Source organism: Anabaenopsis sp. FSS-46, assembly GCF_029891665.1.
In the GTDB taxonomy this organism is placed as follows: Bacteria; Cyanobacteriota; Cyanobacteriia; order Cyanobacteriales; family Nostocaceae; genus Anabaenopsis; species Anabaenopsis arnoldii.
In genome coordinates, this window is record NZ_JANQDG010000079.1 from 1 (window position 1) to 22,034 (window position 22,034).

General features: G+C 42.2%; 15 protein-coding genes and 1 pseudogene. 5 read left to right on the forward strand and 11 right to left on the reverse strand.

Annotated features, from left to right (window positions below):
• Positions 1-179: 179 nt before the first annotated feature.
• Positions 180-2,180, reverse strand: coding sequence for an AarF/ABC1/UbiB kinase family protein (locus NWP21_RS09005; RefSeq protein WP_280792426.1), 2,001 nt, complete (start codon positions 2,178-2,180; stop codon positions 180-182).
• A 345-nt stretch (positions 2,181-2,525) separates the two neighbouring features.
• Here NWP21_RS09005 and recN point away from each other — a divergent pair, with 345 nt between their 5' ends.
• Positions 2,526-4,253 carry a DNA repair protein RecN gene (gene recN / locus NWP21_RS09010; protein ID WP_280792440.1) on the forward strand — a complete coding sequence of 576 codons (1,728 nt, stop codon included), beginning with the start codon at positions 2,526-2,528 and terminating at the stop codon, positions 4,251-4,253.
• A 108-nt stretch (positions 4,254-4,361) separates the two neighbouring features.
• Entirely contained in the window at positions 4,362-4,883 is a 522-nt protein-coding gene (locus tag NWP21_RS09015) for a DUF3122 domain-containing protein (RefSeq protein ID WP_280792427.1), read from the forward strand.
• A gap of 3 nt (positions 4,884-4,886) precedes the next feature.
• Here NWP21_RS09015 and NWP21_RS09020 read toward each other — a convergent pair whose 3' ends face one another.
• From NWP21_RS09020 to NWP21_RS09045, 6 genes are all read right to left on the reverse strand, one after another.
• Positions 4,887-5,918 carry a D-alanine--D-alanine ligase gene (locus NWP21_RS09020; protein WP_280792428.1) on the reverse strand — a complete coding sequence of 344 codons (1,032 nt, stop codon included), beginning with the start codon at positions 5,916-5,918 and terminating at the stop codon, positions 4,887-4,889.
• 43 nt (positions 5,919-5,961) lie between these two features.
• Positions 5,962-7,293, reverse strand: coding sequence for an ATP-grasp domain-containing protein (locus tag NWP21_RS09025; RefSeq protein WP_280792429.1), 1,332 nt, complete (start codon positions 7,291-7,293; stop codon positions 5,962-5,964).
• 101 nt (positions 7,294-7,394) lie between these two features.
• A complete protein-coding gene (locus NWP21_RS09030) occupies positions 7,395-8,228 on the reverse strand; it encodes a class I SAM-dependent methyltransferase (RefSeq protein ID WP_271730857.1) in 834 nt (277 codons plus the stop codon).
• Positions 8,229-8,232: 4 nt separating this feature from the next.
• Positions 8,233-9,462, reverse strand: a complete 1,230-nt coding sequence (locus tag NWP21_RS09035; RefSeq protein WP_271730855.1) for a sedoheptulose 7-phosphate cyclase — start codon at positions 9,460-9,462, stop codon at positions 8,233-8,235.
• Between the two features lie 1,106 nt (positions 9,463-10,568).
• Complete coding sequence (locus NWP21_RS09040) at positions 10,569-11,456, reverse strand: phosphorylase (protein ID WP_280792430.1); 888 nt, start codon at positions 11,454-11,456, stop codon at positions 10,569-10,571.
• 200 nt (positions 11,457-11,656) lie between these two features.
• Positions 11,657-12,700 (reverse strand): J domain-containing protein, encoded by a 1,044-nt coding sequence (locus NWP21_RS09045; protein WP_280792431.1) that lies wholly within the window; start codon positions 12,698-12,700, stop codon positions 11,657-11,659.
• A gap of 138 nt (positions 12,701-12,838) precedes the next feature.
• Between NWP21_RS09045 and NWP21_RS09050 the strand changes: the two genes are divergently transcribed.
• From NWP21_RS09050 to NWP21_RS09060, 3 genes are all read left to right on the forward strand, one after another.
• Complete coding sequence (locus NWP21_RS09050; RefSeq protein ID WP_280792432.1) at positions 12,839-13,198, forward strand: Rieske (2Fe-2S) protein; 360 nt, start codon at positions 12,839-12,841, stop codon at positions 13,196-13,198.
• A 102-nt stretch (positions 13,199-13,300) separates the two neighbouring features.
• Positions 13,301-13,906, forward strand: coding sequence for a VWA domain-containing protein (locus tag NWP21_RS09055; protein WP_280792433.1), 606 nt, complete (start codon positions 13,301-13,303; stop codon positions 13,904-13,906).
• Positions 13,907-14,004: 98 nt separating this feature from the next.
• The gene (locus NWP21_RS09060) at positions 14,005-14,400 is read left to right on the forward strand and encodes a hypothetical protein (RefSeq protein ID WP_280792434.1); all 396 of its coding nucleotides are present in this window, start codon (positions 14,005-14,007) and stop codon (positions 14,398-14,400) included.
• A 219-nt stretch (positions 14,401-14,619) separates the two neighbouring features.
• Here the strand turns inward: NWP21_RS09060 and NWP21_RS09065 are convergent, their stop codons facing one another.
• The 4 genes and pseudogenes from NWP21_RS09065 to NWP21_RS09080 all read right to left on the reverse strand — a co-directional run bounded on the left by NWP21_RS09065 (position 14,620) and on the right by NWP21_RS09080 (position 21,267).
• Positions 14,620-15,123, reverse strand: coding sequence for a 2TM domain-containing protein (locus tag NWP21_RS09065; protein ID WP_280792435.1), 504 nt, complete (start codon positions 15,121-15,123; stop codon positions 14,620-14,622).
• A 102-nt stretch (positions 15,124-15,225) separates the two neighbouring features.
• The gene (locus NWP21_RS09070) at positions 15,226-16,029 is read right to left on the reverse strand and encodes a creatininase family protein (protein WP_280792441.1); all 804 of its coding nucleotides are present in this window, start codon (positions 16,027-16,029) and stop codon (positions 15,226-15,228) included.
• A gap of 41 nt (positions 16,030-16,070) precedes the next feature.
• Positions 16,071-16,798: pseudogene (locus NWP21_RS09075) on the reverse strand (hypothetical protein).
• Positions 16,799-17,019: 221 nt separating this feature from the next.
• On the reverse strand, positions 17,020-21,267 hold the full coding sequence (locus tag NWP21_RS09080) for a phytase (protein WP_280792436.1): 4,248 nt from the start codon (positions 21,265-21,267) through the stop codon (positions 17,020-17,022).
• Positions 21,268-22,034: the final 767 nt, after the last annotated feature.

The following is a 22,034-nucleotide window of genomic DNA, read 5'->3' on the forward strand; positions in this document are numbered from 1 at the left end:
TTCCCTACTCTTGACAAAATGTACCTTATTCTTATTGATAAAAACCTTATTTTATTGATAATCATCAACGGAGGATTAAGGTTTGGGGGTTTGCGAGCGATCGCTCTCACGAATGTTAAGAAAGATCCGGGTAATGGATAGGGTAAGAAGAGGGGGGTGTTAACTTCTCAGATATTGAGTTAAACTCTTGCGGGTTTAGCTAAGGGAAGAGCCTTAGTACTATCGAGTTCTTCGGATGCTAATAACTCGCGAATTAAACGCGCTATGGCTTTTTGCGCCAGGCGATTAGTAATTTGTTGACCCAACCGCTGTACACCTGGATTTACTAACAGTTGGGCCAGTTGGGGAGCTAATTCCACCGGATCAAAATCACGGTTTTCCCGAAGAATATTTAAAATGCGTTTAATATGGTCTAAGGTTTGTTGTTGCTCAACTGTGGCCTTTGGGATTTCGTGAACTGCTGTTAAACCTACTCTTTCGCGCAGGATATAAGTGAAGTTGTGCAGAACATTTTTACCTACAGCATTAACTCCATTGAGAAATTCATCTACTATTTTGTTGCGAATGAATGCACCCCGTTCAGAAGAAAGAAACTCGACTCCCTGGTTTAAAACTAGATTGAAGTCGTAATCCTGATTTTTCTTCGCATTACGTAACAAGTTTTCTAACCGATTCCAACGGAATTTTTCATCTTTAAATAGTAAGTTTTGCAGTGATGTTCTTAATTGTGGTGCTTCGTCGGTTAACAGACGTTTCGCAACATAAGGATAGGCTTCGCTGAGAACTTTGAAGTTGGGATCTATATATATAGCGATACCTTCGAGGGTTACCAGGGAGCGAATAATTAAAGCGTAGTAAGGAGGTACGCGGAAAGGATATTCATACATCAAAGCTGAGAGTTCATCAGTGATGCTTTTAATGTTCAAGTCAGCAACGCTGGCTCCTTGAGCATCAGCAAAGACTCTTGCAAAGGCGGGAATTATGGGTGTTAAGTCGGTGTCTGGTGATAAAAAATCTAGTTTAACGTAATCGTTGGCTAAACCTTCAAAGTCACGGTTAACGACGTGAACGATCGCTTCAATTAAACCATAACGCTGGGGCGGTTGTACCTGACTCATCATGCCAAAGTCGAGATAAGCCAATTTCCCCTCTGGTGTGGCTAATAAATTACCTGGGTGAGGGTCAGCATGGAAAAATCCGTGTTCGAGTAGCTGGCGCAGGGAACATTGGACACCCACTTCAATCAGATAACGAGCATCTATACCTTGGGCGTTGATTTCGGCGGTTTGGGTTAATTTTGTGCCGCTTATCCACTCCATGGTCAGGACGCGACGATTGGTGTATTCCCAGTAAATTTTCGGGATGTAAATATCTTTTATGTGACCATATAACTCGAAAAAGCGTTCGGCATTTTCTCCCTCATGAATATAATCCATCTCTTCAAAGATGCGATCGCCTAATTCATCGAGGATACCAACTAAGTCACTGCGTATTCGTTTAACTTTATTTTTTACCCAAGCGGCGAGTTGGCGCAAAATAAACAAGTCAATAGTAATTGCTTCTCTTAAATCAGGGCGTTGGACTTTAATAGCGACTTCTTCACCAGTTTTCAATTTACCTTTATAAACTTGCCCCAAAGAAGCCGCCGCAATGGGCTGTTCGGAGAGTTGGGCGTAAATTTCCTCTGGTGGTGCGCCTAATTCTTCTTCAATAAATTGGTAAGCGATGGCGTTAGGAAACGGCGGTAATTGGTCTTGTAACCTAGTTAATTCTTCTAGATATGCGGGGGGAACCAAATCTGGTCTAGTAGATAAAGCCTGTCCGATTTTAATGTAAGCCGGCCCCAATTTCGTGAGTAGTTCTCGCAGTTGAACAGCTCGACGGGGGTCTTTTTTCACCACTATTCCCCGGCGGTTGTCCCACCACAACCCAAATAGAAAGGAAAGGGTCGGCCCTAAGACTGCGAAAATACGCCGCACAACTTTTAGGGGGCGCTGGCGATAATGTTCCCTAATCTCTTGGGGATCGTAAGGTATAGCCTCAGTATCGGACTTTTGGTTAATCATAGATTTTGGTGAATCAACAACTAAGGTTGATATGCCATTTTCTGTTACTACTGGAGTAACTTGTGGTTCGTCCTCGGTTTTGCGCGAAGTCGGGGAAAGTGTCTTAACAATCATGAAGGAAGCCACCGAGAGGATTAAGCATGTAAAGTATTGTAACAATAAGTTTACAAAGAATCATCCCTCAAACAGGGATAAATTAGAGTTTTTCCCCAAGTTATCAGGGCGGGTTATCCATTCCAAACTACTAATAACTAGTAAAATGGCTTACTAGTTCAATAATATCTCGAGATTCCCTACCCTCAACTGATACTTATAGGGAGAACAATTATAGACTTTCCAGAGAAAAGCGTTGTATCATAACAATATGCCCACAATGCACCAAGAAGTAAGAAAAATAACCTGCTTAGTGTTCTGTAAGTTAAAAGTACCCGCATCTGTCCTCTTGGAGAATTTGGCTTGATGTTGCTTTGGCTGCGAATCGAAAATTTTGCCCTGATTGATCAACTAGAGCTGGAATTTGGCCCTGGTCTCAATGTACTAACAGGTGAAACCGGTGCGGGAAAATCCATTATCTTGGATGCCATTGATGCGGCTTTGGGGGGTAAAATCTCTAGTCGAGTTATTCGCACGGGAACGAATCGTTCACTGGTAGAAGCTACTTTCACCCTATCACCTTCCTTAACCACTTGGTTGATAGCACAGGAAATCGATTTGATTGAAGATAACTGTGTAATAGTTAGCCGAGAAATTACTGGCAGTAGTAGTAATATCCGTAGTAGATCGCGGGTAAATGGGGTGTTAGTGAATCGCCAGATCATGGGAGGGCTGCGCGATCGCCTGGTGGAAATCACCGCCCAAGGTCAAACTTTACAGGTAGGACAGCCGGCCCAAGTCCGAGAATGGTTAGATGTGTATGGTGGTGACTTACTGATGCAACAGCGTCAAATCATTGCCACAACCTTTAGTGCTTATCAAAGAGCTTATCTGGTCTTGGAAAAACGCCGGACATCAGAACGGGAACGTCTACAGCAACTCGATTTGCTCAGGTATCAAATCCAAGAATTGAGAACTGCTAACCTCCAAGATCCTCTGGAATGGGAACAACTCCAGCAAGAACGGGAACGCCTCAATCATGTAGTGGAACTGCAACAGATGAGTTACAAGGTCTATCAATCCTTGTATCAAAACGATAATGAAACCCCTTCTGTAACGGATTTATTAGCAGACAGCGAGGCGACATTAACTGATATGGTGGAGTACGATGGCCAATTGCAACCTTTGTTAGATTTGGTCAGGGATGCTCAAACTATGATCATGGAAGTGGGAAGGCAAATTAATACTTACGGAAGTAGTTTAGAAGCCGACCCCCAAAGATTGCAAGCAGTAGAAGAGCGCATTCAAGAATTAAAGCAAATTTGTCGTAAGTATGGCCCTACCCTCACAGAGGCGATCGCCCACTACCAACGCATACTAGACGAGTTGGCAGAACTCAATGATGGTGAACAGTCGATTGAAAGTCTAGAACAGCAGGAAATGGCCTGTTTTGCCCAGCTAACCCAAGTCTGTGAACAGTTAACTAAATTGCGTCGGCAAACCGCTGCGGATTTAGAATCTGAATTACTGTGTGAACTCAAGCCTTTAGCTATGGAAAAGGTAAAGTTTCAAGTGGAGATCGTGCCTATTTCCCCCACAGCCACAGGTGCGGACAAAATTACCTTTATGTTTAGTCCTAACCCTGGGGAACCCATGCAACCTTTAATAGCGATCGCTTCCGGGGGGGAAATGAGTCGCTTTTTACTGGCGCTGAAAGCTTGTTTTTCCCGAGGGGATGCGGCGGAAACTATGATATTTGATGAAATTGATGTGGGGGTTTCTGGGAGGGTCGCCCAAGCGATCGCAGAAAAATTACACCAGCTAAGTCAAAATAACCAAGTTTTATGTGTTACCCATCAGCCCTTAGTGGCGGCCATGGCTGACCGACATTTTCGTGTAGATAAACAAACTATTCCTCAGAGTAATAATACTGAGGTTAGGACGGTGGTAAGAGTCACTAGTTTAGAGAATATGACCAATCGCCGGGAAGAACTGGCGCAGTTAGCTGGTGGTAAGTCCGCCACAGATGCGATCGCTTTTGCGGAGTCTTTATTATTACAAGCGGCTCATCATCGAGGACAAGAAATAATTTAATTTGACACTCCGACATAAATCTAAAATGAGGACTTCCTATCTCAACTGACGCTATAGTTAGGGTAGTTCGGGTTTTGTGTTTCTACTCATGAGAATTCCCTTGACCGTATGTATGACCTCAAGCAAAAAGTCTGGCAATACTTCTGGACTTGGGCTATAGTAATCCTGGTCACCTTGACTTTTAGTGCATGGGGTGTGCAATCAGCAGAGGCATTACTGCGACAACATCATGATTCCCCTGGTGTTTTGCGCTATCATTCCCAAGTATCTATCAAAGATGAAAAAGGCTATACTTGGCAGGTGCTATTGTTCAAACAAAATTACAACAGTGCAATCAAAGATTTAAGATTACGCCTAGTGGGTTTTCCGGGGATTGTAGAAATTGCTCACCCGCAACCATTAGTAATTGAGACAACATCAGGAAAACTATTGAGTGCATCAGATGCCTATGGCTTAACTGCACCTGCTCCCAATGTGGGTGAATATGAATTAACTAAAATTCTCCCCCAACTGGGAACCACCGATGCACTTAAACTATATGTGCCGACTAAAAATGTCAAGCCATTGCTGATCAATATACCTGAGAATGTCGTTACTGAATGGCAATGGCTAGTAACAGAAATTGAGTAAATTTCATTGATTACTACGCAAAGTTTCATGAATAACCGTCATGAATAATTCATTGAGAGGAATTCCCGCTGTTTTGGCCATGGAGGAAATCACACTTCTCGGAGAAAAAGAACAATATAAACCAGCCTCTAAAAACCAAGGTTGTCCATCTGGATCGATGCGGAAATCAAATAAACTATAGTGGCGACAACCCAAGGCCTGATGACAGAGTTTAGCTACTTCCTGCACCCGTGGGGTCATAGGGTCATTACAGTCCACAATCCAAGACTTGGTGTGATCTTTAGCGCTAAAATCCAAGTTACCATCATCGGTTTCCTTGAGTTTATCAGCATATTTGCGGATAGGTTTGTCGTGGGGGTCTAACTTATACTCTTCTAGGGGTAAACCCAATAACTCTCCCTCCTTAACAAGGATACCACATCTAACTTCTCGACCGAGTGGGATGAATGTTTCTACAATCACCTCATCTGCATATTGAAATGCTGTCTGCAAAGCAGCCTGATAATCAGTAGCCTCCTTGACTAAAGCCACTCCTAAAGAATTGTCAGAACTAACGGGTTTGATGACTACTGGTGGTGTAATTGTGGGTATATCTCCTGGGCGGAGTAATTCTCCTCGAGGTACTTTCACTCCTGCTGCAGCGACAATTGCTTTAGTTCTGGCTTTGTGGCTACCTATTGCCATAATATCGGCAGTATTGCCAATATAAGGAATATTCAGCAGGTCGAATAGGGCACGGTAGTAAGTCATTCCCGGAATACAAAACATTTGTGGTAACGCCAGGTCAATGTTTTGCGATGTAATAAATTTAACAGCATCCCCTAGAGACATCGGTTTAGTGATAGCGATATCCTCTGGACTAAGAGAGGGAGGAAAACGCCACTGGCCATCAGGTGTAACGTATGCAATCTGAAAATCATAGCGTGATGAATCTGCCGTTGCTGTCAAACAGTCTTGAGCATAAAGGCGTGATAAATGACTATAAAACTCATTGTATGCAGACCCCACCAAATGCAGAATACGAAGTACAGACATAATAGACTTTCCTATAAATAGCAGCCAAGGAAAAATTTATCTTTTAATCGCCACCTAACTCTACCAACTTGCCAATATTGAAGTCTATTTTTACCCAACCTTTAAGCTGTTGTAGATTTTTCAGCAAGAGCAAGGTAATCTGCCAATGATGTAGAGTCAAAAATGGTACAGGGTCATCAAAGCAGAAAATAGCATCAGTACCCTTGAGGAGGGTATTCACAGATGTTTGCAATTGTTTCCAGGAACGGATACCAGTTAGTCGCCAGATTTCGTGATATATCCAGTAAGTGGGCTTGCTAGTTGCTAGGGGTTCCAAAACTGTAGGTAGGGGAGTTTTACCAAGATAGGCTTGTGCAACACCAGGATGATTGTAGAACATTGTGATCGCCGAATGGGTACGGGGATTGCATTCAATGGCGTAAACTGTCCCATCTTCAGCTTGGATAAAGTCAAAGGAAACTTGCCCAGTCAGTGCTAAACTTTTAACGAAGTGTTGCACCCATTCACGAATTTGGGAATTTTCGACGTTTTCATAGTTGATTTGAAATGCAGAAGAGTGGGAGCAACAATGTAGTCTTAATTCCCCGTCCCGCACTGTGCTATGTGTACATAACTCCTTACCAGGAATAAACTCTTGCATAATCCAAGGGTTTTCGGAACTGATGGGTAAACTGTTGACAAAGGCCGCTGTCTCCTCTGGGGTTTCGCAGGGAAGTTTGGTTAAATTTAAGCGGCGAACAGAGTCGTAAGCCAGATTTTTGAGAATATATTTGCGGGTTTCTTGACTAAAATCAAAATTGATAACTTGTTGTGGATCGGTGATTTTAAAGGACTTGGGGACGGATAAACCAAGCTTTCGCGCCTGCTGGGTAAAAGCAAATTTATCATCTAGCATCTTGGTAATATCTGCATCAAAGTGGAAAACCTCGCAATATTCTGATAGTATTGGCTTTGCCAAGGAGTCGTAGTAACTAGCTACAGGGCTACATACAGGTACATAAACGTCAACTTGCTCTTTTCTCACGATTTCTACTAAGGCCTGGATATAGCCGTCTGGGTCTGATTGAGGTGCTGGAACTGTATAAAAAGCACTGACAGAACGGGAGAATCTATGACCAGATAACCAGTATTTGTGAGTTTCAATCAGAATAACTCTGTGCCCGTCTGCATGGAAACAACGAGCCAGTTGCAATGCTTTGGTCATCTTGGCTCCACTTACCAGGATAGTCTGCTGTTGAACTTTTTTTTGGGTGAATGGCGATTTCACAAGGCTCCACAGCAAAGATGTTAATACTATCAAAGCATTGAAGGGTAAGGCTATTAGTAATAAGACGAGGGTACCAAGAGTTTGGAATGTAGTCAGTATTGTTACCATGAAAGCCGGTTGTCAGGTTTTATCTATCACTAAATATCAAGAATAGGAAGGTAGGGGGAGATGAGGAAGCATTGATCCTGTTCATCTCCCTGAAAGCTTGGTTACGCTATGCGTCTAATCAGAGTCACACCATCTCGGATGGGTAAGAGAACTTGCTCCACACGAGGATCGGCGGCGACTACAGAATTAAACTGTGCGATCGCTTGACCATTGGCTGTGCGTTGTTCTGGTGGTAAATAAACTTGTCCCTGTAACAACGTATTATCCACGCATATTAAGCCATCGGTGGTTAGTAAATGATGGTCTAAGATAGTGTGGAAGTACTCTACATACTCCTTTTTGTCAGCATCGATGAAAATCAAATCAAATGATTCTTTTCTGGCTGCTAATTTGTGTAGAGTCTCTAGGGCTGGTGCTACTTCTACAACTATTTTATAGCCGTCTGGAGATTCACCAAAGCAAGCTTGAGCAAATTTTGCCACATAGGAGTCTACTTCACAAGCTATCAGTTTTCCATCCCTTGGTAAAGCTTCAGCCATAGCTAAAGCTGAATATCCGGTGAACATTCCTACTTCTAGAATGCGCTTGGCTTTGGTCATGTGAACAAACATTTTCAATGTCTGTCCCTCTAGATGTCCTGAGAGCATTTCCTGCTCTAATTGACGCACTGTTTCGCGATCGCTAAAGCGTTTACCCCAATCTTCTTGACTAGTTTTTTGCGCCAATGCTGCTAGGGGTCTAGATTCCGGGGTGGTGTAATCATCCAAATAGGGGTCTAAACCTGCTGCTAATTGCACGGACTGGCGCAGGGAATCTAATATCTCTGGGGGAATATTGCTTTGTTGTGCTAATTTCAGGGTTTTCTCTAGCTGGAGGACTAAGATGCTATGTGGGGTTATTGGTCTAGCTGTTTGTTTTCCTACAATACTGGTCATCCCTTTACACCTCCAGTAGTTTGGCTTCTTGAGTTTCAATGTATGCATCAACCCCTTCTCCCTTCCGGGGGTATTGAGCACAAAGTTTTTTATGTTCAACTAAAGCCGCATCAAGTTCTTCACGGGTGAGATCATTAACAAAGAAGCACTCACCAATGGGACGAGGCATAGCAGCGCGTTGTTTGCCATCTCGTGTTAAGCTGATAGACTCGGTAGCATACCAGAGCAAATCGCTATTTAGTAGAGGATGATCCAGAGATAAACCTATACGACTCATCAAATCTAGGATGCGATCGCGCTCCGCTGTAAAAATATACCCCCGTTTTGCCGCGATGGTTGCAGACAAAGCCATATCTATGTTTACCGCATGACCATGATAGAGAGGTACACGGGGTGCTAATTCTAGGGTAGGACTCCAAGTGTGTCCGTAAGCAATGACGCGATCAAGGTCTATTTCATGCAAGTTAGGAGTTTCCAACTCTAGCATAGTCTTGATAGCCTCATAGTTCACCTTATGGGCAATCTCTTTAAGTTCTGCTGTAGCATTCACGTGTCCAAAGTGAGTGGAAAGCAGTTGTTCGCCATATTCGTATAGTAGTTCAAACACTTGCGAGTTAGAAACTACAGCAATCTTAACTAATTCTGCCATCCCATTGCGAACTTGAGATATTGGCAAGGTCTTCAAAAATGAGAAGTCCAGAATTACCTTCAAAGGTGCATGATATGCTCCCAAGCGATTTTTCAACTTGCGATGATTAACTGCGACCTTAATCGCTACACCTGCATCAATTAAACCAATTAAGGTGGTAGGAACGCGAATATAGTTACTCTTACGACGGTAAGCAGCGCAAGCAAATCCCGCCACATCAGTAACTAGACCACCACCAACGACTAAAACCGGTTCCTTACGAACTAAGCCAAAGTTGGAAAAAGCATCGACAATTTTTTCAAAAGTTTCTAAGGTTTTAGCGGGTTCAGTAATGATGATGGGAAATACTGTCAGTTTAATCTCATAGTGCTGGAAATATGAGTTGATCTGCTGACCGTAAAGTTCATAGACATTAGCATCAATCACAGTCAGACAGCGGCCAAATTTCTCATAGCTGTCAGCAATTTCTCTGTTTTTGATATCAAATGCACCATTCACATAGACAAGACTAAAGTCAATTTTTTCGTAACCTTCCACGTGAAACACACTTTCTGTAGCTTTAAAGGATGCTTGAACTTTATTCATGTTTCTTGACTGGATTCCAACTAAAAAATTCACTATTTCGGCAAAAATTACGATTTACCCTGATGAACGCCAGCAAAAAATCATGCTTTTGCGCTTTTGAGAACAAAAACAAGACAAAATGAGCTTTCCATAAAAAAGCTTAATTTTTTTACTGACTGGTAATGTGATTAAACAAAACCATTCATCGGAGTAAATTATGTAATTCGGTTAAGCTCTCATGGGAGAGCACACTTAAACTAGTCAAATGTCCCAGATTTGTGAATATCACAGATCCACTTCGCATCTGGGGATTCTTGACTTCAATAGTGGAAAGATTCATTCCACTATCTTTTATTTTAGTGGCTTTCCGATGGTGAGATTCCTTAAAATTCCAGTCCTGGAAAAATATGTGTAATGTTGATCTCCAAGCTTTAATTTGAGGTTAGAACCATGATTAACCCCGATTTCGCTGTTTCTTAGCATGACATCAAACCTTATATTGCTAAACTCATCACATTCTATTTAGCTGAGAACGACAGTGGATTTCTAGAAACTTTCTCTAATTGTTAACTAGTCCCACTGTATTTTGACTCTAGCAACTTACCCAAGGCTAAACTTGGTCAAACTCCTATCGTTGTCTACTTATGTTGTCTATTTATGCGATGAGATGTGAGATCACAACCATTATTGACCATCTAATTGCTGTTGTTTTGCATTAGTCTCAAAGCACAAAATAGCTAAACATGAAAGTTACTGATTAGACTCTATTGAGAATTTCAGGATAATTCCTGTTTACCTCAATTAAGTTAATACCAGCCTCTGTTCCTGAAAATTCATAATTTCAACACGGTTAAAAACATTGTAACAAAACTTTACTCTTTTTCAGCAATAGTTGTAGGCTCAAAAGAATCAAGTTTGTCGCCAGTAGCATTCTCATTCTGAGTTACTCCGGGTAACTTAATTCGCCAAATACTGGTGAGGAAATGAGAAATGCAGCACAAAGCATAAAGCCATGTTAATACGAATCATAACATAAGTAAATAAGTAAACCGCCAATTTTGCTAAATTCATCTAGAAATAGGAGTTTGAGCACGGTACAGTTAGGGCTGAACCACTGAAATACTGACTCAGGGCACTGCTAAAGCCACATTCTTGAGGATAGTCATTGGGCCGTATTGTTTAATTATCTGCATTTGTTCCTGGTTTCGTACCAGCAACGCCCCCGCAAATCCCAAGGAGTTGATAGATATACCATGAAAATCCTCACGCGATCGCGGTATAATTAACATCCATTCCCGTGTAGCTAAAAGATTGTAAGCTCCAGATTGTCTGTTGTCGTCAAGGGCTTCTAACCCCACAGCACTTAATAAGGTATGATATAGCTCTAGTGTAGTTATTGCGGCTGTGTATGGCGAATCCCTGGGGTTTAGTTTGCCCAAAGCGTGAACAAAAGGCAATCCTGGTATAGTAGTTACAGAATCTACAAATGCTGCGGATGTCAGTAGGGGTTCTATAGGTATTTGCAGCCCTGAAAGCGTGAGTGGTAAGGGTACAATTTGCAGGTGTTTATGTGGCTGACTAGCTCCAGCAAGTTTACCACCATTGTAAAACGCCAAACCCTCAAACTCAGCTAGACAAGCCCACATAGCTGTAAAATCCTCTAGGGTGAGTAATTTTTCCTGTTCTTCAAAGGCACGGGTAATAATTAGCAGGTGATAGTCAACAACATTGAACTTGTTTAATATACAAACATGACTCTGGGAAATATCGGCAACGAATAAATCTTGCTCATAGGGAAGAAAGGGATTAGTTTTTTTCTTTTGCTGCTCCTTGTCTGTATCCTTGCGGAGCAGATTAGATAAAATTCTGACTAAAAATTTAACGCCATTGTCTTCGACCAATTCAAAATCAGTCGGTATTGACAGCAGCGCCCCACATTCTAGGGCGTATTTGGTCTGATCCTTGATACTTTTCCACAACCTGTCAGGTTTGAGTAATATTTTTTCTTGGGACATGATAAGATATCTAATTATATTTTGTGGAACTTTTAATTCTGATTTCTAGAAGTTGTTTTATAACTTTCCCAGAGGGAATTTTTATCAGATTTTTACCCCCATTAATACCCCCTTACCAAAAAGCGAAGCAATAAAATCAAGTCCCATTCCCCTGTCAATGGGAGGGTTAGGGTAGACTAAAACACTTTTAAAACATCCTCTTAGAAAAACATAATTTTACCCAACTCAAAAAACATTTCTTCAAGGTGCTCATCCATGGTGTCTTGGGTGAAGTTGCGCATAATTTCTGGTCCAGCGAGGAATTCGCTGATAGTGATTTTCTGTTCTCTAAAGGCTCTCACAAAATCGCGGATAGCAGTAATAGTTTTAATTTCAGCTTCTACTTGTTCCACCATACTTGCAATAGCATCTATTCCTGATCGCGCGGCTTTGCGACAGTCAGTAACCATTGTGCCTTCTGGGGTATTTTTCACTAGGCGAAGTTCCTGTTTCAATTTATGATACTGAGTTTTGAGGATTTGATTTTGCTGTTCTATCCTTATGCATTGACGATTTAAATCGTCTTGATTATTCATATCAATATATTTTCCTGATTGATGTTGCTGTTCAATTTCCAAGAGTCTGGCTAAGTCACCCTCTTGGTAGGCTTTGTTGATTTCCTTCATAATTTCAGTATGCAGTATTTGAGTTTCCCTATCTTTTACCTTGTCTGGGTGAAATATTTCTGCTAAACTTAGAAATGTCTGGCGAATTTTTCTGGCGGCTTCAGATTTGTTTACTGAAGAAAAGTTGAGGTTCTGCTGGGTTTCTTGGTATTGACTGTGTTCTTCTCTCTGCTGATGTGAGAAATCATCTGTTACCTCCTGTGTGTCTTGAGATTCTGCATAATTACTAGGCTCAGGAGTGATAATTCTGGCAAATTGGAGTTGATAGTAAATTGCTTGAATATCTTTTTTGCTCTGTTTACCCAACTTTCTTTTATTCAAGATTTCATCAAACAGAGTATGAATTTCTCGGTCAATATCTACCAGTTCTTGGAAATGGGGATGATAGCGATTTAAGACATCCGTGGCTACGGAACGCATTTGTGTCAAAAAGTTCTGCAGTTCCGTCCGTTTTCGCTTAATTTGTTTTAATAACCACTTGTGTTCTTTGTCTAAAGTTTCCATGCGAAGATGGATAGATGACAGCGCCAGTGATGTTGTAGTTGCTGACTGGGATGAAGGTGTGCGTTTTTTCGGCATAAAGTAGGCCAGTCTGAGGAAATTTACATCTGATCAGATCCTACACCCACAATATTCAGTTTCATCAGTTAATTCCAGCGATCGCAGTGGTCACAATTGCGCGAAACTCAAAGCAGATCATTAAGAAAGGAGAACCTAATGGGGTGGACTAAAGTTCTTGCGTCCGATGCGCTCGAACCCAATGGGAGACAGGTAGTAAAAGTTGGCATACGTAAAATTTTACTTGTCAACCATGAGAATCAGCTTTATGCTGTAGATAACACCTGTCCTCATTTAAAAATGCCGATGAAAAATGGCAAAATCACCGAAGATGGGGCGATTGTTTGTCCTATACATCGCAGTGCTTTTGACTTAGGTACTGGAGAGGTAAAAGATTGGTGTCCATGGCCACCTGGTGTAGGCAAAGTCCTTTCCATGATTTCACAACAAAAAACCCTACCTGTATTCCCTGTGCGTGTGGAAGAAGGTAGTATTTGGGTTGATATCCAAGAGGAATAGTAGCCTCTAAATGGCAAGCGTTAACTCACTCTAGGGGCGATCGCTTGCCTGTATACAAGTTGCTATACTAAAGATGGCATAGTTATGAGTGGGAATCAAATCATGCTAGAAAGTAGGGACCATACACTAATTATCGACAAAAGCGGGAGCATGGCTACCCCAGATCAGAAAGGTGGTAGAACTAGATGGCAATCTGCACAAGAATCCACCCTAGCCTTAGCCAGTAAGTGTGAGCAATTCGACCCAGATGGGATCACTGTATATTTATTTTCTGGTAGATTTAAGCGCTATGAGAATGTCACTGCGTCCAAGGTCACACAAATATTTCAAGAAAATGACCCTTCTGGTTCCACAGACTTAGCATCTGTGTTAAAAGATGCAATTGAGAATTACTTTCACCGCAAGAGAGTAGGTCAAACTCAGCCCAATGGCGAAATCATCTTGGTAGTAACCGATGGGGAACCCGATGACCGCAAAGCAGTCATGAAGGTAATTATCGAAGCTTCTCGCCGTATGGATACCGACGAAGAATTAAGTATTTCCTTGATTCAAGTTGGTACAGACCCACAAGCTACCCGCTTTCTCAAGGTTTTAGATGATGATTTGCAAAGCGCTGGGGCGAAGTTTGATATCTGTGACACCGTGACCATGGAAGATATGGAAGATATGAGTTTATCAGAAGTCCTACTCAATGCTATTACTGACTAGTTGAGCTTGGCGGTGTTAAAGATTGAATTAACCACAGATGATTCCCTTGTGGTTTGGGCTTCTTCAACTTTTAATTGGGTACTGATTAAGTTAAAAGCATGGATTCTCTTGACAAGCTCCTGGGTGAACTCAAAGCTGAATATCATCAGGGTAAATCCCCAGGACCACAACCACAGAAAAACACAGCTAAATCCCCAACTCCACCACCACCAAACTCTTTATCTTTAGAGGATAGTCTTTTGGCGCAGGTGCGGACTGATTTTGCTCAACAAGATGCGCTTGAGGAGTTGCAAAAACAGCAAGCAATAGAACAGGAACAAATTCGCCAAGCTGAAATTAAGGCGCAAGGTTTAGCAGCTTTACGGGGGGAAGCAGAAACATGGTTGAAAACATTAGATCCGTTTTCTTCCGAAGGTCTTTGGTTTGAAAGGTTTGCTGAAGGTTATCCTTCTAAATTAGATGCGGCGATAGGATATTTACAAAGCGACGAATAAACAACTTATAGCCTTTTTCAGGCTCATGAAGTACACACCAATTCCCTATTCCCTATTCCCTATTCCCTATTCCCTATTCCCTGTTCCCTGTTCCCTGTTCCCTCAAACTAAAAAAAATTGTACCTCACGAGCATGGGAAATGCTATGAAATAACCTGTTGTTAGTTTAAGCCTCTGGATGTTTTCTAGGGGTTTTATCTCTGGTAAAATTGGCTTTTAGCTAAATTTGTAAGGCCTTAAACCACCTACTCACCACTGTATTGATGGTTTGTTTGATTTGATGTTTACGATACCACTTTTGAAAAGCCATTTCGTACTCTTCCCCCTTAGTTTGAAAGGTATTCCAAGTATCTAGCCCTAATGTGCAGCTGCAAAATATTAAGAAATATAACGACCAGGTAAGACCGCCACCGCCGACGAAATCTAACAGCATCAAAAAACTGTTAAGAATTGCGTAATTACCCAGACGTTTCTTAAATTTTCCGATGCGGTAGGCGTTAAAGGCTTGTCTTTGTTCAATTTCGCTCCGTTGCGATCGCCAGTCAACTTCTGCTAGATTGAGAGATTCTGGTGATATATCTAACTCTTGAGCAATTTCTAACAGTTGCTCATAGGAAAATTCCTTATTTTGGTCATCAGCTTGACGAGCGATCGCTAACTGAAGTATTTTCTGGACATCTTCCTGGCTATAAGAACGAAGCTTGTGAGGTTCAAATGCCGTCATAACTATGATCTGTGAGTCTAAACAGGTAACTGTTAGCCATTATTTTTACTATATCTAGACTAACAAATCTCAATGGGGTGTAGACAGATATTATGGAAATTATCACCGGGGTTGTGGTTGCACAAAAGCGTAAATATCCTTAATAGCTTGTACCCAACCGTTAGAGACAGATTCCAGGATGCGATCGCCTTTGTCCTTGGTTGCGGTTGTAGCATCGCCAATTACCCCAGTTTTACTTATATCCTTTGTAGCCCAAGAAACAGGTAGTTTGCCCTCTAAACTCAGTAAACTGCTTTTTGTTTGTTCTGGTGGATACTCAGCAACAGCTTGATCCATTCTTACCTGTTCTGGTAGAATTGCCAGCATAATACTAGTTTCAGCATCTCCGGCGTGCATACCTTGGGCTGCTTCCTTGGGTGTTAATAATTCTTTGGTAATATGAGGCACACGCCAAGTAAATAAGGGAAACACCAAAAAATCACCATATTGAATATGTAAATCCCGGGCTACCATTTGCATAACTTGGGGTTGTCCACCGTGTGAGTTCATTAACACCAATTTTCTAAACCCAGCGCGGTAAATACTTTCCCCCATTTCCATAATTACTGCTGTCAGGGTTTGAGTACTTAAAGTAATAGTTCCGGGAAAATGCCAATGCTCATTGGATTTACCATAATATAGGGTAGGTAAAGCATAAGCGGGAATACTTGCATCTAGCTTTTTGAGAGCTTCCCCCAACACTCCCACACCAATAGCAGCATCAACAATTAAAGGTAAATGGGGTCCATGTTGTTCAATAGCGCCCACAGGTTGAATAATAACCACATTTTCCTTATTTGGCATAGCTTGGATATCAGTCCAAGTTAGGTAGGGAAAAAACCTTTCAGGGGGAATAAAACTGTGCATATTAGTTGACGGTTGACGGTTGACAGGGATAGATGACAAACCTATCCGCGAATGACTGTGATATTTCTGCCCTGGGGACTCAGGGCTATTTCCGTGGTGGTTCGGTCACTAATGGGGGGTAAATCAGGGCGACGGTCAAATATTACTAACCATCCTGTATCTAGATTTAATCCTGATAAGTACTTATCTAAAGCTAAAGTTGTCGGAAATACCTCTCTATAGATAGGATTAGCAATTTCCAGTCCACCACCTCTATCCCGTTTACATAAACCTAAATCTAACACATAGCGCAAATTATCATCAGGAACGTTGCCTAACTCATCCCCGGCTAACATGGGTTGAATAATTGCTTTTACCCTATCCTCTCGCAGTCGCTCGGCGAGACTATCTAAATGGGTGTCTTGCCTTTGAATTAAGATATCCTTAGCTTGATTAATTAAATCTACAGTGATGGGGATATTTACATCTTCCGCTAAATACTCCGTAACTTGACGGGCGATCGCATTGACTAACCGGCGATATCTGGTTTATCTGGAAAAGCTGCCCCCACCTCTACAGATACCATGACGGCGGTGTATTTACCACTGGCTGTCAGTTCCTGTGCTAAGGTGAGCATGGCAGTGGTTTTACCGGTTTGTCTCGGTGCATGGATAACAAAGTAATTGCGCTGGGCAATCAGGCGTTTTAACTCTGGTAGGCGTTCGGTGGTGGGTAGTGTATAGTGGATATTTGGTTTACAAGGGCCCGCAGTGTTAAACCATTTAGTCATAAAAGTTTACGTATAGCTTGATTTGATTATAACTCCCATGATTGTTGACCGTTGACGGTTGACCAACAAAACACCAGCCCCAGTCAACAAATTTTCAATGCGATCGCTTTATTAGCAACCATAAGTGGGAATATTATTAAAATTAATCGTATCACTTGATGAGAACAGAACAAAAGGGGGTAAAATACCCCCGCGACCCAGACTATCGCATCAATTAATACTTAGGCAAAGACAAACTGACTGGAATCGTTAACATTGAGTTGGGTTTGGTTTACCCCTTCAATGAGGGCGACATCAGTAGCACCAACTCGAATTAATGTGTTGCCATTTTGACTTAATAGACTAACTTGGTTAGCAGTAATACCACCCATACCAATGCGGTCTATACTTAGTTCAAAGTCTTTGATTACATTGGGTACATCGGGTAAAGAACCGCCAACTACCAGCCAGAAATTATCTGCATCTTCACCGCCCCAGAGCAAGTTGTTACCACCTTGTCCAGCGTAGAGACTATCATTACCATCGCCACCAAATAGGCGATCGCCCACGGTAGAATACAATTGGTCATCACCGGAACCACCATAGAGACGATTATGACCATTAGAGCTAGAGCGCAGCACATCCCGACCGGAACCACCAAATAGTATTTGTCCCCGACCTTCTGCTACCTGAAGATGATCATGATCTGCAGCACCCAGGAGAATATTAGAATCATTTGCTTCTATAACCATCAGGGTGTCATTACCCCGACCGCCATCTACAACCGTATCAGCCACAGTCCCCTGGCCTCCTAAATAGAGGGTATCATCACCATCGCCACCGCTGGCAAAACTGCTGCTACCTAGGGAAACAAGATCATTACCACGACCGGCGTAAATATTCACATTACTAGTCAAACTAGCTTCCACCATATCATCACCGTTACCGGTAAAAACCATAGACCCAGATTGACTAATAGTCAGGTCATCACTTGCGTCTGTTCCCTGAATTATTGCTGATGGTTGTGAAATAGGACTTCGTGGATTATAAGAAGTGGTATCAATGATCAGTGGGGTGGGGAAAGCACCGGCAATATTTTCCCACGGGACAAACTTAAAGTTGCTGTTGACGTTTTCTAATTCCCCATCATCCTCAACTAATTTTTCTGGTTGATTATTCCCGTCTTGGGTGACAAATAAACCGTAAGGGAAGTTTGGTCCGAGGGGAACATTAATCACATCGGCACCATCAGACTCTTGTACGCTGTCAATGGCACCATTACTGCCCACAGCGAATCTCCCCAAGTATTCGTTATTACCCTGGCGATTATACACAGCAAAGGTGTCATCACCTTGACTAGATACTAGTAAGTAACCGGCACCATTAGCACCGTAGTAGATAGTCAATCCCTCAACATCATCAGTCAGATGTTGACCACCTAGGGCTTTAACTTGATCTATGAGGATACCATTAGTATGGGCAGTGGGTTCTGCTAAGAACTTCCAAATACCGACATTTTCTTGACCAACGTACAGGAATCCGGTTTCTTGATCTACCACCATACCCTCAGTTTGGGGGTTAACACCGACTGCGGTGGAAATAGTAAATTCCCTGACTCGCTCAACTCCAATCTTACCGTTACCCCGGTCTATCACCTGAAACTGAGCCACATCCCCCGTTTCTCTGCGATTGACAAAGACATAGTAATCATTGGTGAAGGGGCTACGGTACATAGCCAGTCCGTAGGCGCTGCGGGAGGAGGTGGAATAGGGGGGGTTAAAGGGGGCTGTTTGGAATAGGTTACCAATACTGCGATCGCTGATGTCTTCTAAATATTCTCCCGGTTCTGTGGGCGATGGGTTGATTTTAAAAAATACCAGTGTATCATTACCGCGATCGCTAGCTACAGCTATATCTACAGACTCTCCCCCCAGCTGAAAACCATACTGCAAATCAATGTTATTGTATCTAACATTACCTGGGTTGACCGTCTGTAATAAGTTACCAGACAGATCATAAACCCGGATACCGGCATTTTTAACCGCCGTTAACACCAAACTCTCCGCAGGATTGATAGCATTAACATAAATAGCCGGATCATCAGCATCAGCATTTTGGTCGAGTAACCCCTGGGCTGGGTCTTCATCATCAAACAGATCAGGACGAGTTTCTACCCTAGGGATAACAGTAGGAATTAAATCGGCACTCAGGGTTAAAATCTGGGTAAATTGGTTCTGGTTAAAGTTATTATCACTGACTAGGACAATCGACTGACGACCATCCGATAACTCAGGACCAAAGGCTAAACCCTCAATATTATCTAACCCAGTATCTAGATTCAAATCATTGAGATTTAACAGTAAGCGTTTGTGCGCCGGTACAATCCCTGCTAACTGATCAGAACTCAAATCGCTCAAGCTCTCGTAGAAACTAATGTCAGTCGCACCTTGAAGACTAACTTCATAAATCTTGATGGTAAAGCCTGTTCCGGGAACCCCAAGAGAAAAAGACCGTTCCACAGCCAGCAAAGTCCCACGGTTATCAATAGCCAGTAAATCCACTAATCCATTATCACTAAAGGCGGTGACGGGTACTGGTGGTACTGCTACAGCATCGGTAATATAGAGATATTCCTTTTCTGGTTGTCCAGAAAGTAAATTGTACTGGATAATCCGGGATGGGCTACCATTGACAAGGGAAGACCTTTCACCGTCTTGAATCAGAGCGTTTTCAGTGGCAGTGTATAAGGTTCTCTGGTCTGGTGTAATGGTCAGACTTTCAAAGGCTAGGTTATTACGAACCCCGGAGATTTGTCTATCTCCAGCATCCACAACCCCACTACCATTAGTATCCTCAATTACAGGTAAGAATTTATTGGGCACTGGTAAAGAGCGGATTTCTTCCCCTAACAGGGAATATTCCTTAACAAAGGGATCAGTGATACGTGCAGCATTAATATTTGCCTCACCCTCAGAGGATACAAAGATAGTACCCTGATTGGTTAAGGCTATACCTTCTGGATCAACGGTCAAAGCTCCAAATAAACTACCATCAGTATTTTGGATGGGAGTAACATTGACAAAGTTGACATTTAATGTATCTAGGTCAAGGTTAAAGGTATAGAAACGAGCCGGTCCAAATTGGGAGCGATCATCAGAAATGCCATAGTAAAGATTGTTGCCAGCATCGTAGGCTACACCAGACAATCCTCCCATGGGGACATTAACATCATTGATTGTTCCCGCCGTCCCTGGAGGAATAAAACCAGTGGCAAAGGTAGTTTGCCCTTGAAACTCGACTCCCCGAATAATATTACCAGAAACAGCTGGCTGCTGTTGAATATCAACCCACACCAAACGATGATCAGAACTGGGAAAGGGAAAAGTCCCCACCGGCGAAAAATTGGGGTCAGTGTTTACAGGCCAAAATACTGCTGAGTTAGTAATTTGCAGGTCAGATGAAGGTAGTACATAGTCAGCGCGTAGGTTACCAGGGTTATTATCAGCAAAATCCGCAGTATCGAAAGCTGGATTACCTTGGTGGTTAGCATTAGCACGCCCCTGTAATTCTGACTGTTGTACAGCGCCAACACTACTAGGAATAAAATTAGTGTTAATACCGGGGTTGTGTAGTAGTTCAAGAATGGCATGATCGAAACTATCTCCGTCAAAGGGATCAGCATTTTGGTCACCCATGATGACAAAGGATGAACCAGGAGTTAAACCTCCTACTCTTCCCTGATCATCATATATGTACTCACCTTTCCCAGGAGTAACGTAGTCAGCCCAAAAGCGGATTTCATCATAGTTGCGCTTACCATTGCGGTCTTCTAGACCATCAAACACAGGTGGTGTCGGGTGACTGGCCAAAACATGAATCGTTTTACCATCGATTTGGATGGGTACATCCCAATGACTCTTAGAAGAAAGGCGCAGCACTGCTTGTTCTTCTTGTGAGTACCAAGGAATATCAGACCCAGGAAGAGCAATAGTGGGTAATAGGGAATCTGGCATATCCTGCCAGAGAAAGTTCAAGAAGGTACGAACGTTGCTAAGATCAATGGGGTATTTAGACAATAACAACATCCCAAATTGACCGGGATAACTGCCAAAACCAAAGGCATCATCACCATAACCTGGTGTGCCGGGAATAGTTGCAACTACACCGTTATTATTTAAATCAAATCCAGAGGGAATACCTGTGTTAGATGGGGCAATAAAGTAATAGGGATAATCTACGGGCTGGGCATCATTTTGACCCACAAGCAGATAATTCTGCAGAAATAATTCCACTGGTTGAGTGGGATTTTCTGTAAAGTAATCAAACTCATTAATCAGTAAAATATCCGGTTGAACACGCTGAATTATTTCTGCTACACTTCTGGCTTGAGCATTATCAAGTACAGATAAATCTTCCCCTAATTTACCATTGGCATTGCGGTTTAAAGAGGCATTGAACTGAGAAAAGCGGATCGGTGTGGTGTCTATCATTTGCCAGTCCTAATTTCCATGTTCAGTAGTTATTTCTTGGTAAGTCAAACTCTTGAGTACGTGGTTTAATAAATTACTAGTGGTAAATAAATCCCGAACCTTGGAGATACCATAGTAATCACAGTAGGGCATCCCCTGGATTAACTTGCTTTGCTATTTATTAATACCTTGCTTACCTTCTCCTGAAGCTAAAGCCTTGAGATTAAGAAATAATTAGTGAATGGTTAAAAATAATTGATTTTTCAGCGGTTGACTTTTCAGTGTTAACTGGCTATGACTGGGATAAATTACGCAGCTATTCCCAGATTCATGTAATATTTCTGCCTTGGTTACTTAGGGCTATTTCGCTGGTAGTGCGATCGCCCCTTAAACCCTAAGTATTAATCCTTGCTTACATTAATAACACAACTAACAGCGATCGCCTACCGCATCCAACGCTCTAACGCCAATTTCTCAGTTAAATCATCCCTGAATTGCGATCGCCTTAGTGCTGTTTCAATGCAGTAGTTAATCATCACCCAAGTTCAACCAAAATAGCTGGAATAGTTATTCTTCTGTTTTGACATCGTCAATCTAGCGAGTGCAGATTAACCTCAGACCCTTACTGTATAAGGGTTTGAGGGGATTTGTTAATATGCTAAAGTCCGTTATGGCTAACGCCACGCTATCGCTATGAGCCGTTAAGTTTCTTGAACCATGGCTATCGCTATCGGAAAGTGCCTCTAGAGTTCTTACAGGGTAAGTGTTTAAAATGGGAGATTCCCCAC

What these genes read in the sequence shown, in the direction of transcription:
- NWP21_RS09005 (WP_280792426.1), bottom strand. Translation starts at nt 2,180, where the DNA reads ATGATTGTTAAGACACTTTCCCCGACTTCGCGCAAAACCGAGGACGAA.
- recN (WP_280792440.1), top strand. Translation starts at nt 2,526, where the DNA reads ATGTTGCTTTGGCTGCGAATCGAAAATTTTGCCCTGATTGATCAACTA.
- NWP21_RS09015 (WP_280792427.1), top strand. Translation starts at nt 4,362, where the DNA reads ATGTATGACCTCAAGCAAAAAGTCTGGCAATACTTCTGGACTTGGGCT.
- NWP21_RS09020 (WP_280792428.1), bottom strand. Translation starts at nt 5,918, where the DNA reads ATGTCTGTACTTCGTATTCTGCATTTGGTGGGGTCTGCATACAATGAG.
- NWP21_RS09025 (WP_280792429.1), bottom strand. Translation starts at nt 7,293, where the DNA reads ATGGTAACAATACTGACTACATTCCAAACTCTTGGTACCCTCGTCTTA.
- NWP21_RS09030 (WP_271730857.1), bottom strand. Translation starts at nt 8,228, where the DNA reads ATGACCAGTATTGTAGGAAAACAAACAGCTAGACCAATAACCCCACAT.
- NWP21_RS09035 (WP_271730855.1), bottom strand. Translation starts at nt 9,462, where the DNA reads ATGAATAAAGTTCAAGCATCCTTTAAAGCTACAGAAAGTGTGTTTCAC.
- NWP21_RS09040 (WP_280792430.1), bottom strand. Translation starts at nt 11,456, where the DNA reads ATGTCCCAAGAAAAAATATTACTCAAACCTGACAGGTTGTGGAAAAGT.
- NWP21_RS09045 (WP_280792431.1), bottom strand. Translation starts at nt 12,700, where the DNA reads ATGCCGAAAAAACGCACACCTTCATCCCAGTCAGCAACTACAACATCA.
- NWP21_RS09050 (WP_280792432.1), top strand. Translation starts at nt 12,839, where the DNA reads ATGGGGTGGACTAAAGTTCTTGCGTCCGATGCGCTCGAACCCAATGGG.
- NWP21_RS09055 (WP_280792433.1), top strand. Translation starts at nt 13,301, where the DNA reads ATGCTAGAAAGTAGGGACCATACACTAATTATCGACAAAAGCGGGAGC.
- NWP21_RS09060 (WP_280792434.1), top strand. Translation starts at nt 14,005, where the DNA reads ATGGATTCTCTTGACAAGCTCCTGGGTGAACTCAAAGCTGAATATCAT.
- NWP21_RS09065 (WP_280792435.1), bottom strand. Translation starts at nt 15,123, where the DNA reads ATGACGGCATTTGAACCTCACAAGCTTCGTTCTTATAGCCAGGAAGAT.
- NWP21_RS09070 (WP_280792441.1), bottom strand. Translation starts at nt 16,029, where the DNA reads ATGCACAGTTTTATTCCCCCTGAAAGGTTTTTTCCCTACCTAACTTGG.
- NWP21_RS09080 (WP_280792436.1), bottom strand. Translation starts at nt 21,267, where the DNA reads ATGATAGACACCACACCGATCCGCTTTTCTCAGTTCAATGCCTCTTTA.